Origin of the sequence: Lentiprolixibacter aurantiacus (assembly GCF_026241225.1) — a bacterium.
Classification (GTDB): domain Bacteria; phylum Bacteroidota; class Bacteroidia; order Flavobacteriales; family Flavobacteriaceae; genus Lentiprolixibacter; species Lentiprolixibacter aurantiacus.
On record NZ_JAPFQP010000001.1, the window covers coordinates 90,338 to 106,852 of the forward strand.

The window sequence follows — 16,515 nt, forward strand, 5'->3', positions numbered from 1 at the left end:
TGTAATCTATATAGAATTGGAATCTTAAGACCTAGTAGGCCCACATATCCTGTTCACGGTCCCGAATCTGCTCTTTGATACGATTGGATTCAAGCAATTGGAACAGGGCATTGTCTGCAATATACTCGGTAATCTCGCGATCGCCGTGTACATTGTCTTCCCGATAGATCATCGCATTGAAACGCCTCGAGTTAAGAAGCATATCAAAGGATAGTGGCTGGGCGGAATTCCGCTGGTTAAAGACTTTCGCCTCATGAAGGATCTGACGGGCGCTTGGGTACCAAACCCAGAACAATTCCACTTTGTTGCTTTCCGGGTCAACAGACTCGTCGTCAATAAAGTTTACGTCGGGTGCTACCGGGGCTATCCCCAATAGACGGTACTTCAGCTCTCCCTGGCGTTTGTCAAAATACCAGATTCCTTTGATGCGGTATTCCTCGATTTCTGCAGCCGTGATATTCCTTTGGTTTACGAATTCCGGAGAAAGTTCCTCCCCGGCATTGATCTGCTCATAACCCAGGTCAGTAGTATCTACTTTGACCAGAGTAGCTTCCAGATCACTCAGCTTACGCTTTTCCGTAAAGTAAGAGTCGGCATAGATATCGGTTAACTTCCCGTTCTTGATGTTCTTCATCAGAACATCGTAGAGCGACCTCCTGTCGGAACCAATATTAATGGTATCCAGAGGATAGTACAGGGGAAAGTTCACCCTTTCGTCCAGATCAATGACTTCCCATACTGTTTTAGACCAGAGGATATCTCTGTCGTCCACATAACCGTAAGGCAGGGGTTTGTCATTGTCTGCCGCAACCTGGGCCATAGTTTTCTTTCCTATTTCCTCTGGCTTTTTAGCGTTGAGGATGTTGGCCTGAGCTGCCAGGGATACTGGCAGGCAGGAAACTACGGCAACGATGATTAGATTCTTCCAATTCATAGATCTATACATTTTCAATTTTAATTGGTAAGCTCCACGATAACCGGAGATACCTTTTTCAACTTGTAGCTCTTATTATTAGTGATGTAAGCCTCGATATCGAATATCTGCAGGGCATCACCTCTTTTAGCTCTTTTTAAGGCGGATTTAGCTCTTGAATCCAGTTTGTTTCCTTTTACGATAACAGTAGGTTGTCCGGGAACTTTGAATTTAAACCCGCTGATGGCAAGGTTCAGGTCAAAGTCGAAGTCTTCCAGAAGAGCACCAACAGTGGCGATTTCCAGGTTCCTTCTTGGCATTTTAGCCGTTCCGGTTTCCCCTCGGATAGATCCGGCTGGCCTTGGGATGTCCTTGATCCTGAATTCGGACTTGGAACTTACCCGCTGACCATCTGGCAATACACCAGAAGCAGTAATGGTTACCGTTCTTCCCGTTCCAGGGTTCATCACGTACTGGCTTCCGCTTCTCTTAGAAAGTCCGGGAGCAGAGGCGCTAACCTTGTTATTAGGGATACCGGGAATCGTAATCGACATTGGATTGGCAACTCCGCGATACACTACATTCATCTTGTCTGCAGCAATAAGTGCAGCATTTGGCTTGGCGATAGTAGAGAAGGTATTCTTTACAGGTACTTCTTTCTCTTCACCATCCTGCATATAGATCAGGTTTCCACTGATTTCGTGATCACCAGGATTACCGGCACCAATCAACATCTTAACGCCTCCTTCTTCCAGTTCGTAATCCCTTCCTTCAGTCAGTTTACGACCGTCCAATTTAAGATCCGCACGCACAGGCTTCGCAGACTTATCTGTTTTACCAAGTACAATACTTCCTGTGAATTTCTCTCCTGAATAGAAGGCAGATTTCTCTGACTCGATCAGTGTTGAGAAGTTAGAAAGTGATACCTGGGAGGTAAGCTCTCCCTGTAACATTGCTTTTAATGCAGACTCTTCAGTAGCTCTGATATCGGACTGAAGGGAAGTCAGATTGGTAAGGGAAGCGATCAGAGGGAAGCCTTCGTAGTGGTAGTTGATCCAATCTACTTTTACGCCATCTCTTCTTTCTACTTTTCCTTTTTCATCACCAGTCTGAAAGCGGGCATTAAGAGCATCCGAAACTTCAGGGTAGGCATCTCCAAGGATACCAGCAACCTGAGTGCGGTAGTCAGTAATACGCTTCATAAATTCCTTTCCAATCGGGGCAAGGTTATCGCCCTGGAAGAATTTCTGGTCAAGATAATCGGACTTGTCCATAACCTGGTAGTCAGTAGGATCGTCGATTTCGGCGATCATTTCCTTCTTCAGGTTTTCAATCCAGTTGTAATAATCCTGGGAAAGCTCCTTGATTTTCTGAGCATCTTTATACAGATCCTCATACTTAGCAGCATCTTCCGAGGCTTTGGTTTCCAGGCTCGCCAGGAACGAATCGTTGTTCTCAGTGGCCTTTTCGTTATAAGCTCCCAGCTTTTCATTCATCAAACCGAATGCAGCCAGAACTTCTTTACTCATATTCAACGCCAGCATTGCAATGAAGATCAAATACATAAGATTGATCATCTTCTGACGTGGTGACAATTTTCCTCCTGCCATGTTTTCTAATTAGTTTTTGGTTATTACTTGATTTGGGTATGACAAAAAACTAATTAGTTTCTGTTCATTGCAGTGAGCATTCCTCCGTAAACACCATTCAGTGAAGAAAGGTTAGAGGCAAGAGATTCCATTTGATCTTTAAGTGTGGTAGCGTTTTGAACCACTTCTTCGTTGATAGAAGCTTGTCTGCTGGCGCTTTCCAATTGAACCTTGTACAGGCTGTTCAGAGATTCCATCTGAGCAGCAGCAGTAGATAATTCCTCAGAATACTTCTGGGTAGATTGCATAGCATCGGCAGTAGGAGCGATACCTTTGGCTGCATCTTCGAAATTACGGATGCTTTCTCCAAGGCTGTTCATAAGTTCAGCGTCTACACCAGCTTCTTTAAGCAGGTTGTCCAGCTTTTTGGAAAGAAGACCTTCAGCTTCCTGAGCTTCCTGGGCCTGGTTCCTTCCTGAAGATTGTCCTCCAGCTAACTCTGGGTATACCAAAGACCAATCGTACTCGTCGTCTACAGGCTCGAAAGCACTAATAGCGAAAATAAGGGCTTCTGTAATCAGACCTATCGCCAGAAGTAAACCGCCGGTAAGGGGACCAAATTCCCAGTGCAGGATTTTGAAAAGCGCCCCAATGATCACCACGGAAGCTCCAAGGCCATATGCCATGTTGAAAAGTTTCTTTGTTGATTTTGACTGTGCCATAATTTGAAATTTAATTTAAGTTTAATGTTAAAATAAGTATTTGGTTTATTGTTTGATCTTCTATTGAGTGGAGTCTTCTTCGCCCATGTAATCCTGAACAGTTCGGAATCCGATATAGCTTCTGGCCGAATCCTTGTACTCATAATCCCTTGTAGAGACCTGTAAGAAGTAGGCCACATCTTTCCAGGAACCTCCGCGGATTACCTTACGTGCATTGTCGTTAGAATCTGCATTAGGGTTCATGGTTGAAGCGTATTCATAAGAGCCCGGAAAGTAGCTGGAGTTTGTCCACTCGGCAACGTTCCCAGCCATATTATAAAGGTTGAAATCGTTAGGTTCGTAAGATTTGGCTTCTACGGTGTACAGGGCAGCATCTGCTGCATAATCCCCTCGCTGAGGCTTAAAGTTAGCCATAAAGCATCCCGTATCACTTATCACATAAGGTCCACCCCACGGATATGTTCCTCCTTCAATACCACCACGGGCAGCATATTCCCATTCGGCCTCAGTAGGAAGGCGAAAACGGTTTACAAATTGTTTACCCCTGCTTTTCTGATCGTCATTCTTGAATTTGGTTCTCCAGTGGCAGAATGCTCTGGCCTGTGACCAGGATACACCAACAACAGGATAATCACTGTAAGCATCATGCCAGAAATAATCATTGTGCATGGGCTCGTTGTAAGAATATTCAAAATCACGGATCCATACGGTAGTATCGGGATAAACCTCAATTTCATTTGTCCGGATAAAATCTTTTCTCCTGCCATCCCTTGAACGGGCAGCAGCTTCAATATCCATCCAGGTGTAGTTGTATTTCAACTGGGTAATATCAATGATACGCTGACCATTATAGGACTCTTCCTCGGGAAGGTAAATGGAATCCATTACCTCAGTATAATATTCATCCGGATAATCTGAAGTGTCCCAGACCAGGTCTTCATCCCTGTTCAGTGAACGACCTTCCAAACCTGTAGGTCCAAGTCCGGCGTAGTTGTCTAACATATAACGGTCATAAACAGACATCTTGGTGGTATCAGCATCCTTGAAGGCGTATTCACCTATTCCCCCATCATCAGGTCCCATACCCAACTCGTCAGCGAGTTTGGCAAGCTTGAATCTGACGATAGAATCTTTTACCCATTCCACATACTGTCTGTATTCACTATTGGTGATCTCAGTATCATCCATATAGAAAGACCGTACGGTAACTGTTTTGGTGGGAGCATTCTGGACCTGGGCCATATCTTCTTCGGCCTTACCCATTATAAAAGAACCCCTTGGAATAAGTTCCATTCCATAGGGTTTTTCAGGGTGCCATTTTTTACCCTGAACCCCAACAAGTTCTCCTTTTGTTTTGGACCCACAGCTGGTGAGCAAAAAAACAAACGCTAATGATGATAACAATAGCTTCTTCATACTTTAGGTTAAATTTCGATTAAGACTTTAAAGCAGTAACGCCAATTATTAATCCTTAAACAGCGTTTTGGCTAAATTATTGTATGCCCGGCCTTATCACCTTAAATTATTTCCAATTAGTTAAACCCTTTCTTGTAGGCTTTAAACCACCGCTCCGGAATATTCTGATCACAAGCGGCCAGATAGTCCTTTTCGGTGCATGGTAATAACGCAGGTGCATTTAATTTAGTATGTGAAGTAATTAAAGAAGGTACCTCAACCCACCATCTCCGGGTGAGCTGACTTTTGTAAAAGACGAGTTCCTCTGTTTCTGTGGGAACGATAAACTTGGTGAAATCCTTGCTTTCGGACCTGGGATATTCCAGGATCCTGAAGTTGTGCCCTTCTATGAAGTACCAGATAACCTGGGCGATCAGCTGGAAGGTCTGTGCATTGTTTTCCGCTTCAAAAATACCGAAGGAGGAAACGCTATCGCTAATACCGGCATAACGTGCAATGGCACAGATTTCCCTGCCGCTGAAACCATTGGGCGAAAAGTTTCTGGACCCCTGTATTTCACTTGATTTGATTGCCCTGAAGTCCAGACTTACCAGATGGGCGTTGCGCAGCACCGGCTCGGCAAGGGTGATATCTGAGGTAATTTCCCCCAGGCGATAGGCATCGAAGAAGAGGCGCTCCATAAGGTCGATCTCTTCCTGGGCATTGAAATAACTCTGGTAACCTATGTTGGAAAAATTAAATAAGTTATTGGGTTTTTCAGTGATGATCTTACTCATATAGGAATGCGACGAGATAAGTTCCTCATCTACTCCAAAATCAAAACGACTATCCACAGACACCAGGTTAACCATATCCTTGATACGGTCGTAGGCACGATACATGGGATAGGTAATATCCTGTGTAGGACCAATAACAATAGGAATGATCTTTTCTTCCAGAAGGCCGGCAACAATTTCCTTGACTACAAAGTAGGTGTCTTCAACGGTCTCCCCCTCTTCAATATCACCCAGGTCTACCACGGTGGCATCCCAATTGCCAATCATCAGGCGGTATAGCTGGATACGGATCTGATTGATATCCAGTTTTTCTGGTTTCTTTTCAAATGCGTTACGGGATTCATTTACCCCCAGAATTGCAAAAGAAGCATTAGCCAGTACAGGTAATCCCTCTTTTTCAGTGTGTATATGAATGTGTCTTCCCAGGGCCTGAAGCGGCAACAACTCATTGTGAGCTAAAACCTGATCGGCAACAGGAACCAGAAAATCAAATGCCATGGCCCGATATTAAGTTTTGGACTTCCTTGTTTTTTTCTTTGGTGTTTTCTGAGCCAGCAATGCCTGCGCCTGCTCAAGGGAAATCTCTGATACTTCCACGTCTTTGCCCAGTTCCACCTTGGTGCGGCCCTTGATCAGATTATGCCGGCCCCAGCGTGCCTTCTCGATGCGTATGCCTTCATCCGGCCACTCCTGCACCAGCTTCTCGGCTTCTTTCTTCTTCTTGTCTTCTATCAATTCCTCAATATCGCTATCGGAAAGTGCGTTGAAGTCGTATTTCTTACCCACACTTATGAAGATTCCGTTCCACTTGATGAAAGGGCCAAAACGACCTTTGCCCCTGGTTACCTCATGCCCTTCATAAGTAGCGATGGGGGCATCTGCTTTTTCCTTGGCCTTAACCAGTTCGATGGCGCGTTCCAGATCCACATCAAAAACACCTTCTCCTTTTTCAAGGGAAACAAACTTTTTGCCATACCTTATATATGGTCCATATCTACCCACATTGGCTTCCAGCTGTTCCCCTTTGTACTCGCCCAGCTGTCGGGGAAGTTTAAAGAGCTCCATGGCCTCTTCATAGGTTATGGTGTTTAGCGACTGGTTAGGCAACAGGCTGGCAAACACCGGCTTTTCTTCCTCATCAACCGTGCCTATCTGTACCATGGGACCAAACCTCCCAAGCCTCACAGCTACCTGCCTGCCGGTTTTAGGATCTGTACCCAGCACTCGCTCCCCACTGGCTCTTTCCGCAGTAGCCTCCACTTCGGCTACGTTGGGATGGAAGTCCTTGTAAAATTCCCGCATTACCTTTTGCCAGTCTTCCTCGCCTGAGGCGATCTCATCAAAATCTTCCTCAACGCGGGCTGTAAAGTTGTAATCCAGGATATTTGAAAAATGGTCCACAAGAAAATCATTTACAATCATTCCAATATCTGTGGGTACCAGTTTACCTTTATCGGATCCGACAGTTTCCTTGAGGTCAACTTCCTTTATAGTTCCGTTTTGCAGGCTGAGTTGCTTGTATTTTCTTTCATGGCCCTCCACGGTACCCTTTTCCACATATCCCCGGTTCTGGATTGTGGAAATGGTTGGCGCATAGGTAGAGGGTCTTCCAATACCTAGTTCTTCCAGCTTCTTTACCAGGGTGGCCTCGGTGTAGCGATAGGCAGCTCTGCTAAAACGCTCCGTGGCCATTATCTGCTGATTCGTAAGGGGGTCTCCCTCATTCATGACGGGTAGCAAACCGGCCTGCTCTTCGGTAAGGTCTTCTTCATCCTTACCTTCCATATAAACTTTCAGAAATCCATCAAACTTAATCACCTCCCCATTTGCTGTAAATTGTTCCCCATGCTTGTCGCACCCAATCTTAACCAGGGTACGCTCCAGTTTAGCATCACTCATTTGAGAGGCAATGGTGCGTTTCCAGATAAGTTCATAAAGTCGGGCCTGGTCGCGCTCAAGTGATGGAGACTGCAAACTCATGTCCGTTGGCCGGATCGCCTCGTGAGCCTCCTGCGCCCCCTTTGTTTTACGCGTATAGTTCCTGACCTGGCTATACCCTTCACCATAACTATTTACAATGGCACTCCTGGCGGCAGTCAGGGCTTCCTTGGACAGGTTCACACTGTCTGTTCTCATATAGGTGATCAGTCCGGCTTCATAAAGCCGCTGTGCTACCTGCATGGTCCTTGATACTGAAAAATAAAGTTTCCGGGACGCTTCCTGTTGCAGTGTGGAAGTTGTGAATGGTGCCGAAGGCGATTTTTTAGCCGGTTTCTTCTCCAGGTTCTCAACCGCAAACTCAGCCCCGATATTTTTTTGCAGAAAACTTTGGGCGGCTTCGCGTGTCGGAAAAGTTTTTCCCAGTTTTGCCTGGAAACCTGTCCCCTCTTTAGTGAGGAACTGGGCAGTAACCCGGAATGAAGACTCCGGTGTAAAAGCGAGGATCTCTCGCTCCCGCTCAACAATTAGACGTACAGCAACAGATTGTACCCTTCCTGCCGAAAGGCCGGGCTTAATTTTTTTCCAGAGTACCGGGGAGAGTTCATATCCCACCAAACGATCCAGCACCCTGCGAGCCTGCTGGGCATTCACAAGGTTGTAGTCAATGCTGCGTGGGTTTTCTATAGCACGTTGTATGGCCGACTTGGTAATGGAGTTAAATACTATCCTCTTTGTCTTGCTGCGGTCTAAGTTCAGGGCCTCCACCAGGTGCCAGGATATAGCTTCCCCTTCCCGGTCTTCATCACTTGCCAACCATATAGTTTCTGCTTTTTTCGCGAGCTCTTTAAGCTTTTTTACTACCGGCTTCTTCTCGGCATTTACAATGTATTTGGGTTTAAAGTTATTGTCAATATCCACCCCGAGCTCCTTGGAAGGCAGGTCTGCAATATGTCCGAAACTACTGGCTACCTTGTAATCCTTCCCCAGGAAACGTTCTATTGTCCGGGCTTTTGCGGGCGATTCCACAATAACTAAATTCTTGGCCATGCGAAGCTTTTTGTGCTGACAAAAGTATATGAATTTTTTTATTTGCAATATGCACCCCCTAAGTTCACCATTTCTTTGGGGGCTGGAAAAACCCGAATTAATCCCTATTTTAGACAGGGACCAGAACACTATATAATGAAAGCCATTTATTTATTCCTTCTTGGCCTTTTGCTGAGCTTCCCGGTGCAGGAAAATCAAGCACAAAGAAGAAGACAAAAACAAGAAGCCACTTCATTTGACCAGAACCTGTATGAGGGAATTAGTTGGAGGCTGGTGGGACCATACCGGGGAGGAAGAGCAGGAACCGTCAGCGGAGTACTGGACAATCCCAACCTGTATTACATGGGTACCGCTGGAGGCGGGGTATGGAAAACCGAAGACGCGGGAAGTACATGGAGTTGTATTTCAGATGGATATTTTGGCGGATCCATCGGGGCAATAGCTGTATCAGAATCGGATCCAAACGTGATCTATGTAGGTGAAGGCGAACAAACACTGCGGGGTAATGTATCTTCAGGACATGGGTTATGGAAAAGCATGGATGCCGGAAAATCCTGGGAGTTCATCGGACTGGAAGGATCAGAGCATATCTCCAGGATTCGCATACATCCCCAAAATCCGGATATCGTCTACGTAGGTGCTATAGGTAATTTATGGGTCCCCAACAAGACACGTGGCGTTTACCGATCCGTGGACGGCGGAAAAAACTGGGAGCAAATACTTTATGTAAGCGACAAGGCGGGTGCAGGCGACCTCATACTGGACCCCAACAACCCCAGAATTATCTATGCCTCTACATGGCAAATGAAACGAAACGGTTATCGCATGGACAGCGGCGGACCGGACAGCAAACTTTTCCAAAGTACGGATGGTGGGGATACCTGGACAGATATCTCCAAAAGAAGCGGACTGCCGGATGGCCCATGGGGTATTGTGGGGATTGCCGTATCCCCTTTAAATTCCAATAGGATATGGACCATTATTGAAGCGGCAGAAGGAGGGGTATTCCGATCCGATGATGGTGGGTCAACATGGAAAAAGGTAAATGAGGGCAGGGCACTCCGTCAGCGCGCCTGGTATTACAGTCGTATTTATGCAGATACCCAGAATGAAGACAAGGTCTATGTTATGAATGTTAGCTACGGGGTATCCACCGACGGAGGAAAAACCTTTACCCTTAAAAATGCACCCCATGGCGACCACCACGATCTTTGGATTGATCCCAGCAACAATAATCGCATGATCATTGCGGACGATGGCGGAGCACAGATTTCAAATGATGGAGGAAATAACTGGTCTACTTATTACAACCAGCCTACTGCACAGTTTTACAGAGTTACCACTGACAACCATTTCCCCTATCGTATCTACGGTGCACAGCAGGACAACAGTACCTTGCGAATTTTGCACCGCACTTCAGGCGGCTCCATAACAGAACGCGACTGGGAACCCAGTGCAGGAGGGGAAAGTGCCCATTTGGCTCCAGACCCTAACAACCCGGACATTGTTTACGGAGGTACTTACAAGGGGTATATGATGCGCATGGATCATGATATTGGCCAGACCAGGTCGGTCAATGTCTGGCCGGACAACCCTGCTGGTTCCGGGGCTGAGGTAATGAAATACCGCTTTAACTGGAATTTTCCGGTGCTGTTCAGCATGCACAACCCGAAACGCCTGTACGCCGGTTCTAACTTCCTGCATGCTACGGAAAATGAAGGACAATCCTGGAAACTGATCTCACCAGACCTGACCAGGGGCATACCTGAAACCATTAAGTCGTCCGGCGGGCCCATAACACAGGATAATACCGGAGCAGAGTTTTATTCCAACCTGTTTGCTATAGCAGAGTCTCCGCAGGAGCCCGGTGTAATCTGGACCGGAAGTGATGACGGACTAATCCATATTACCCGCAACAATGGGGAAACCTGGGAAGATATAACTCCCCCTTCCGGGATGTCCCCTAAGCTTAACATGATCAATTGCATTGATCCCAGCCCTTTTAAAAAGGGTACTGCCTATGTAGCAGCTACCTCCTATAAATTCGGAGACTATACTCCTTATTTATATAAGACCACAGACTACGGTAAAAGCTGGACGCTCATCACTGATGGTATACCCAAAAATCACTACACAAGGGCTATCCGCACAGACAAAGTACGGGAGGGGCTCCTTTATGCCGGAACTGAATGGGGCATGTATGTTTCCTTTGATGACGGGGCAAGCTGGAAGCCTTTCCAGTTAAACCTCCCTGTTACGTCCATAAGGGATCTGCACGTGCGGGATAACGACCTGATTGCAGCTACCCACGGCAGGAGTTTCTGGATGATAGACGACCTCACCCCCCTTCAGCAACTATCTCCTGAAATGAATCAGCAGGAGGTTATTTTATTTAAACCGGACAAGGCCTATCGCATGCAGCAATCCGGAAGGGGAAGGGCCAATACTAAGCTGGAAGGCACAAATCATCCCAATGGAGCCATCTTCCATTACTACATCCGCGACCTGAAAGAAACTGATACGGTAATGCTTGAAATCAAAGAAGCAGATGGAACAATTATTCAACGGTACTCAAATAAGGCCGAGGAGGATAAATACAATCCACATGCTATAAAAGCATTAAAAGTGAAAAAAGGGGGAAATCGTTTTGTCTGGAATATGAGATACCCAGGCTTCAGGGCATTTGAGGGTATGGTACTGTACTCCTCTCCTAATGTGGGGCCCAAGGCCGTGCCTGGCACATACAAAGTGTCTCTAAGTTACAATGGCGAAGTCTCCCAGCAGTCTTTTCAAATCGTCAAAGATCCCCGACAATCCAACACCCCCGAGGATTACAAGGAGCAATTCGATTTCCTGATAAAGGTTCGGAATGAGGTAAGCAGGGCCAATGAGGCCATTGTTCGCATTCGGAAAATCAAAAAAGATCTGGAATACCTCAAACAGAAAGCTGATGACAAGCCGGAGGTGCTGGAGCTTGTAAACCGTTTTGAATCCGAATTAAGCCAGGTGGAAAACAATATCCATATGACCAGGAATCAAAGCAGGCAGGACCCCCTTAATTATGGTATTCGGATCAATAACAGGCTGGCCTTCCTCATGGCCGACTCACAGCGGGGGGATTATCCACCAACCGATCAGGCCAAAGAATTTTTTGTGGAAGTGAAAAACGAACTAGGAACTGAAATGAAGGCACTGGGTCGTCTTATGATAACCTATGTAAATCAAATAAATAAACTGGTTGATGAAAATCAGATTAAAATGATTTCATTTAACTAATTCAAAGCGCAAGGGTGCTCAATAAGCTAATCCCATCCTGGTTGTACTGATACTGATAAAGCACATCATCACCAACCATAAGAAGTTGATTTTGCATGGGTATTACATCAAAGGTCACCACATCCTGGAAATGATCAAGCATCTGCAGGTTGTGTATATCTGTTTTATCGTAAACCTTCAAACCACTGTCTCCATCGCAGACAAATAGTTTTTCATCCTTGACCCCAAGACCGTAAGGCCCATCCATTGGGTAACTAACCGCGAGTTCAGGACTGGAGATATTGGAAATATCAACGATAAACAAACCGCTCTCCGTTGCCCCGCAATTATTACCGCCCCTCAACGTAACATAAGCATAGTCTCCGTCCACCACAACGGGGTCGCATGCAGTACCGTGCTGGAATTCTGATACAAATTCCGGGGTGGCCGGCACGGTGATATCGTAAATGTACATGCCGCGCATACTGCCGAGGAACAGGTGTTCCCCATTGTAGAATATGGTTTCTATATCGAAGCCTGCATAAACATCATCAAGATCCGCAGGGTTATCCATATCACTGATATCAAATACGTTAATATTGTGACTATCCACAGCGTAGAGGTAATCCCCGACTATTTTGAAGCGCGCCAGAGAACCACCCTGCCCAACATTGCCGGCATCCATAGCTTCTGCCATAAGTATGTCTACCTGACCCCAGCGGCTTTCGTATTCTGAAATGAGCCTGCGCTCAGTTACCAATTCCCAGCCTACGAGAATATCTGTTCCATAATTCAGGTTCTCATACTCAAAAATATCCGCTTCCAGGGGCCACATGATATTATCCCGGAGTACATTTTCCAATCGCCTGACTATTTGAATATTGTTGATGTCGGATATATCGAACACCATAAGGTCAGTAATACTGTCTGCATACAGGTAATTGTCCTTTACTGAAATATCAACATTCCCGGCGATCTTAATAAAGGATATTTTGCGGGGGTCAGCAGGGTTACTGTTATCTATTACATGAACCCCCTTGTATTTGTCATTGACAAATATGTAATCATTATAGGCATAAATCTTTCCGGATTCTTCCACAGGCACAGGAGCAATGATATCCACACTGTTTTTAAATTCCTCCAGGCTCATGACCAGGGGGCGGGCCACCAGATAATCGTCATAAAGGTCATCGTTATTTTTCTCGCAGGAAACAGTTGTGAGAATCAGGAAGAGGCCATAAAGAGGGTAGATCACATTTTTCATAGCTTGTTAATTATTAATTAGAGGTTGTATGTAATAGATACAAGCCGAACAGGCGCGTTGCGTAAGAATTGGTAATTATTTAACTGTCAAATTGTCCGAAGATCTTGAGAAACTTGAACTTCGCTGCCCGTTCATAAGAATAAGACTGTTAATACACGGAAAAATCTATTGATGAATCGGCAATGGAGAAGTCCTCCATTATTGAACTTATCATCAAATAATACTCCTAAATCGATATATATATATTAAACTTGTGAATCAAATTTTCAAATACCCTTATTTTGGGTATACTGCGATTACTTTAGGCTAACTATAACCTTCTAATTCTTAGATAAGTAAAAATAGATTTATGTTAAAGATTGGAATTTTAATAAGAGATTTTGAATCATTAAGAAATTATGAATTAAGAATAATTAATAACATAATTGATGATGAAAATTTAAAACTTTCATTGTTGATTAAAGACGGAAGAAAAAATGTCAAAAATTCACACTCTAAAAAAAATATTTTATTGAAAATATTAAGTTCAATAAGCTTGATAGGTAAAGCCCTATTTGATTTTCAATGTAAAATTGAAAACAGATTATATCCAGAAAAAGTAACTGTCAATAAAGAGGAAATAATTAATCATCTCCATAAAATTCCTTGTGTGAATTTAAATCCGAAAAGAACAGGATTTTTTGATGTTTTTAGCATTAAGGATAGTGAAATGATTAGAGAACATAACCTTGACATCATTCTCCAACATGAATTTAATAATATTAGAGGGAACATTTTAGAATCTTCAAAATATGGTATTTGGTCATTTCATTATGAAGATAAACCCATAAATAGCGGAGTACCGGCAGGATTTTGGGAAATAATATTAAAAAAACCCAGTGTTGGAATTACTCTTCAAAAATTAACATCAGAACGTGATGGTGAATTAATAATTGATAAAACAAATTCAAATAAAACAAGGTCCTTTGTTTTAACGAATAGAAAGATTCTCGAAGATTCCGTGTCACTTTTGTTTAAAAACTTGAAAAAATTAAAAAATGGAGATTATTCTCCTGCTAAATCAAAAACATACAACAATCCTATTTTCAAATCGCCTGATTTAAATAATACTGTTAAATATATTTTTGGTTTTTACTTCGAAATATTAATGCGGCAGATTAGAAAAATTGAAAAAAAGATATTTAATGTTCGATATAGTTGCTGGACATTGTTTATAGGAAAAGGAGTTTTTATAGAATCTACCTTATTCGGATTAAAGCCCGTCAATCTGCCCAAAAATGAATTTTGGGCAGATCCGTTTTTATTCGAATATAAATATAATCATTATGTTTTTTTTGAAAATTATTCCTATCTAAGTGGAAAAGGTAAAATATCATGTGGTAGAATAGAAAAAGATACAGTGGTAGAAATTTGCGATGTACTAGATTTAGATTACCATTTATCCTATCCATTCATCTGTAAAGAAAATGGGGAAATATATCTAATACCAGATACACACGAGAACAAAAGATTGGAAGTTTATAAATGCATTGAATTCCCAAATAATTGGGAATTATTTTCTACAGCATTTGAAGGTGAAATTGTTTTTGATGCTCATTTTTATCAAGATAATAAAAATCAAAAATGGCTTTTTATTAATAAAAGTTCAGAAACTACAAGTTTTGATAATGAGTTATATGTTTACCGAGTTGACTCTTTGAAATTGGAAAAGATTGAAGAACATAAACAAAATCCTGTCATAATTAATTCTAAATCTGCGCGAAACGGAGGTTCAATTTTTAAATTCGAAAATGAGTTTTTCCGACCTTCACAATATAACGCCGATGGAATTTATGGTAGAGGTCTAAACATTAATAAAATTACAAAACTATCGCTTGAAGAGTATGAAGAAGAGAATATCCTTAGAGTAATGCCAAATTTTCATAAAGGTCTCATTGGAACTCACCATTTACATCAAACTGAGGATTTATTTGTTATAGATGCATGTTTTCGGAAAAAATAAAATCAACCTTCTTTTTAATTAGAAAAGATACAAGCCGAACGGGCGCGTTGCGTAAGAATTGGTAATTATTTAACTGTCAAATTGTCATAAATTTGGTATATATCTTATCTTTGCAGCCTGCCTAAAAGCAGATGACAGTATATATTTATGGAGAAGGTAATTGATGAATCTGTTCAGGGAAAGGCCCTGCTTATTGAGCCCAACAAGGCTAATGCCCGTAAGTTGTACATCGAAAGTTACGGTTGTCAGATGAACTTTTCTGACAGCGAGATAGTAGCTTCCATCCTTACGGGAGCGGGCTACAATACCACCGACCAATTGGAGGAGGCAGACCTGGTCCTCGTAAATACCTGTTCCATACGCGAAAAAGCCGAACTCACGGTAAGGAAGAGACTGGAGAAATTCAACGCTGAAAAAAAATCACGTCCGCATCTCAAAGTAGGAGTTCTGGGCTGTATGGCCGAACGACTTAAAAGCAAATTGCTGGAGGAAGAGAAAATAGTGGATATGGTGGTAGGGCCCGATGCCTACAAAGACCTGCCCAACCTGCTGAAGGAGGTTGATGAAGGCAGAAACGCGGTCAATGTTATCCTTTCCAAAGAAGAGACCTACGGGGATATAGCTCCGGTTCGACTGAATTCAAATGGCGTAACTGCTTTTGTATCCATTACCCGGGGTTGCGACAATATGTGCACTTTTTGCGTTGTGCCCTTTACTCGTGGGCGAGAGCGAAGCAGGGATCCGTATTCCATTGTGGAAGAAATAAACCAGCTTTGGGATAAAGGATTTAAAGAGGTTACACTGCTGGGGCAGAATGTTGACAGCTACCTATGGTATGGTGGTGGATTGAAGAAGGATTTTGAAAAAGCCTCAGAAATGCAGAAAGCAACTGCCGTAAATTTTGCAGGCCTGCTCAAAATGGTTGCGGAAGCCCAGCCCGGTATGCGTATTCGTTTTTCCACCTCCAACCCTCAGGACATGACGGTGGAGGTTATCGAAACCATGGCCAGGTACGAGAATATTTGCAACTATATCCATTTGCCCGTACAAAGCGGAAGCGATCGAATCCTGAAGAAAATGAATCGCCTGCACACCCGGGAGGAATACTTTGAACTCATAGATAACATAAAACGCCTGATCCCAGATTGCGGTATCAGCCAGGACATGATTGCAGGATTCCCTACGGAAACCGAAGAAGACCACCAGGACACCCTTAGTCTGATGGAGTATGTGAAATACGATTTTGGCTTTATGTTCGCCTATTCGGAAAGGCCCGGAACCCTGGCGGCCCGTAAATTGGAGGATGACATTCCCATGGAAACGAAAAAAAGGCGCCTCAGGGAGATCATTGAACTGCAGCAGAAACACAGCCTGTATCGTAACCAGCAACACCTGGGCAGGGTTGAGGAAGTATTGATAGAGGGGAATTCAAAAAAATCTGAAGAACACTGGATGGGCAGGAATACCCAGAACACCGTGGTAGTCTTCCCCAAGGAGAACTACAAAGTTGGCGATTTTGTGAACGTAAGGATAAGCGACTGCACATCTGCAACACTAATTGGGGAAGCCGTAGGATATTCAAAAGACTAG

10 protein-coding genes are annotated in these 16,515 nt (G+C 43.7%); 3 read left to right on the plus strand and 7 right to left on the minus strand.

Features of this window, described 5'->3' with window-relative positions; translation table 11 throughout:
• Nucleotides 1–31 precede the first annotated feature (31 nt).
• The 6 genes from porN to topA all read right to left on the minus strand — a co-directional run bounded on the left by porN (nucleotide 32) and on the right by topA (nucleotide 8,404).
• Nucleotides 32–934 carry a type IX secretion system ring subunit PorN/GldN gene (porN, locus tag OO016_RS00410; RefSeq protein ID WP_266010012.1) on the minus strand — a complete coding sequence of 301 codons (903 nt, stop codon included), beginning with the start codon at nucleotides 932–934 and terminating at the stop codon, nucleotides 32–34.
• Nucleotides 935–954: 20 nt separating this feature from the next.
• Nucleotides 955–2,523 (minus strand): type IX secretion system motor protein PorM/GldM, encoded by a 1,569-nt coding sequence (gene porM / locus OO016_RS00415; RefSeq protein WP_266010014.1) that lies wholly within the window; start codon nucleotides 2,521–2,523, stop codon nucleotides 955–957.
• Between the two features lie 53 nt (nucleotides 2,524–2,576).
• On the minus strand, nucleotides 2,577–3,224 hold the full coding sequence (gene porL / locus OO016_RS00420; RefSeq protein WP_266010016.1) for a type IX secretion system motor protein PorL/GldL: 648 nt from the start codon (nucleotides 3,222–3,224) through the stop codon (nucleotides 2,577–2,579).
• Between the two features lie 60 nt (nucleotides 3,225–3,284).
• On the minus strand, nucleotides 3,285–4,640 hold the full coding sequence (gene porK / locus OO016_RS00425; RefSeq protein ID WP_266010018.1) for a T9SS ring complex lipoprotein PorK/GldK: 1,356 nt from the start codon (nucleotides 4,638–4,640) through the stop codon (nucleotides 3,285–3,287).
• A gap of 116 nt (nucleotides 4,641–4,756) precedes the next feature.
• A complete protein-coding gene (locus tag OO016_RS00430) occupies nucleotides 4,757–5,914 on the minus strand; it encodes a formimidoylglutamase (protein ID WP_266010020.1) in 1,158 nt (385 codons plus the stop codon).
• Between the two features lie 9 nt (nucleotides 5,915–5,923).
• Nucleotides 5,924–8,404, minus strand: a complete 2,481-nt coding sequence (topA, locus tag OO016_RS00435; RefSeq protein ID WP_266010022.1) for a type I DNA topoisomerase — start codon at nucleotides 8,402–8,404, stop codon at nucleotides 5,924–5,926.
• A 135-nt stretch (nucleotides 8,405–8,539) separates the two neighbouring features.
• On the opposite strand from topA, the gene OO016_RS00440 reads away from it, so the two are divergent.
• Complete coding sequence (locus OO016_RS00440; protein WP_266010024.1) at nucleotides 8,540–11,680, plus strand: WD40/YVTN/BNR-like repeat-containing protein; 3,141 nt, start codon at nucleotides 8,540–8,542, stop codon at nucleotides 11,678–11,680.
• Nucleotide 11,681: 1 nt separating this feature from the next.
• On the opposite strand, the gene OO016_RS00445 is transcribed toward OO016_RS00440, so the two are convergent.
• Complete coding sequence (locus tag OO016_RS00445) at nucleotides 11,682–12,923, minus strand: LVIVD repeat-containing protein (RefSeq protein ID WP_266010026.1); 1,242 nt, start codon at nucleotides 12,921–12,923, stop codon at nucleotides 11,682–11,684.
• Between the two features lie 349 nt (nucleotides 12,924–13,272).
• On the opposite strand from OO016_RS00445, the gene OO016_RS00450 reads away from it, so the two are divergent.
• Both OO016_RS00450 and miaB read left to right on the plus strand, forming a co-directional pair.
• A complete protein-coding gene (locus OO016_RS00450) occupies nucleotides 13,273–14,925 on the plus strand; it encodes a glucosamine inositolphosphorylceramide transferase family protein (protein ID WP_266010028.1) in 1,653 nt (550 codons plus the stop codon).
• Nucleotides 14,926–15,072: 147 nt separating this feature from the next.
• Nucleotides 15,073–16,515, plus strand: coding sequence for a tRNA (N6-isopentenyl adenosine(37)-C2)-methylthiotransferase MiaB (miaB, locus tag OO016_RS00455; RefSeq protein ID WP_266010030.1), 1,443 nt, complete (start codon nucleotides 15,073–15,075; stop codon nucleotides 16,513–16,515).

Bases quoted from the DNA above. Each gene is read 5' to 3' on its own strand.
- porN (WP_266010012.1), bottom strand. From the start codon at position 934: ATGAATTGGAAGAATCTAATCATCGTTGCCGTAGTTTCCTGCCTGCCA.
- porM (WP_266010014.1), bottom strand. From the start codon at position 2,523: ATGGCAGGAGGAAAATTGTCACCACGTCAGAAGATGATCAATCTTATG.
- porL (WP_266010016.1), bottom strand. From the start codon at position 3,224: ATGGCACAGTCAAAATCAACAAAGAAACTTTTCAACATGGCATATGGC.
- porK (WP_266010018.1), bottom strand. From the start codon at position 4,640: ATGAAGAAGCTATTGTTATCATCATTAGCGTTTGTTTTTTTGCTCACC.
- OO016_RS00430 (WP_266010020.1), bottom strand. From the start codon at position 5,914: ATGGCATTTGATTTTCTGGTTCCTGTTGCCGATCAGGTTTTAGCTCAC.
- topA (WP_266010022.1), bottom strand. From the start codon at position 8,404: ATGGCCAAGAATTTAGTTATTGTGGAATCGCCCGCAAAAGCCCGGACA.
- OO016_RS00440 (WP_266010024.1), top strand. From the start codon at position 8,540: ATGAAAGCCATTTATTTATTCCTTCTTGGCCTTTTGCTGAGCTTCCCG.
- OO016_RS00445 (WP_266010026.1), bottom strand. From the start codon at position 12,923: ATGAAAAATGTGATCTACCCTCTTTATGGCCTCTTCCTGATTCTCACA.
- OO016_RS00450 (WP_266010028.1), top strand. From the start codon at position 13,273: ATGTTAAAGATTGGAATTTTAATAAGAGATTTTGAATCATTAAGAAAT.
- miaB (WP_266010030.1), top strand. From the start codon at position 15,073: ATGGAGAAGGTAATTGATGAATCTGTTCAGGGAAAGGCCCTGCTTATT.